Origin of the sequence: Haloferax sp. Atlit-6N, from assembly GCF_003383195.1 — an archaeon.
GTDB classification, from domain to species: Archaea; Halobacteriota; Halobacteria; order Halobacteriales; family Haloferacaceae; genus Haloferax; species Haloferax gibbonsii.
Genome location: NZ_QEQJ01000407.1, coordinates 1 through 437 on the forward strand (window position 1 = coordinate 1; position 437 = coordinate 437).

The following is a 437-nucleotide window of genomic DNA, read 5'->3' on the forward strand; positions in this document are numbered from 1 at the left end:
ACTAGCTGCGGACAGCAAAATGTACGACTTGACCGGGTTCCAACGCGACCTGCTGTACGTCACCGCCGGCTTGGATGAACCACACGGACTCGCAATCAAAGACCAACTCGAAGACTACTACGAAACCGAGATCCACCACGGCCGGCTGTACCCCAATCTCGATACGCTCGTTGAGAAGGGACTGCTCGACAAAGGCGAAAAGGACCGCCGAACGAACGTCTACGCGATTACAGCTCGCGGTCGTCGAGAAATCGAAGCCCGTGACGACTGGGAACAACAGTATACCAGCGAACTGACCACCTGACTGCTGCTACGAGACGAGTAGCTGGGATGACAGACAACTAGTGGGGGAACGTGCTGTTTAAATCGCTTAATCCGGCCAGTATCTTCTGCCACACATTACGAATACCGACTTCTCGTCTCACTGGTCAACTTCG

At 54.2% G+C, this 437-nt stretch carries 1 protein-coding gene; it reads left to right on the top strand.

All coding sequences use genetic code 11. The features are described from left to right. Window positions 1–19 precede the first annotated feature (19 nt). Window positions 20–304, top strand: coding sequence for a PadR family transcriptional regulator (locus DEQ92_RS22955; protein WP_004062180.1), 285 nt, complete (start codon window positions 20–22; stop codon window positions 302–304). Window positions 305–437 lie beyond the last annotated feature (133 nt).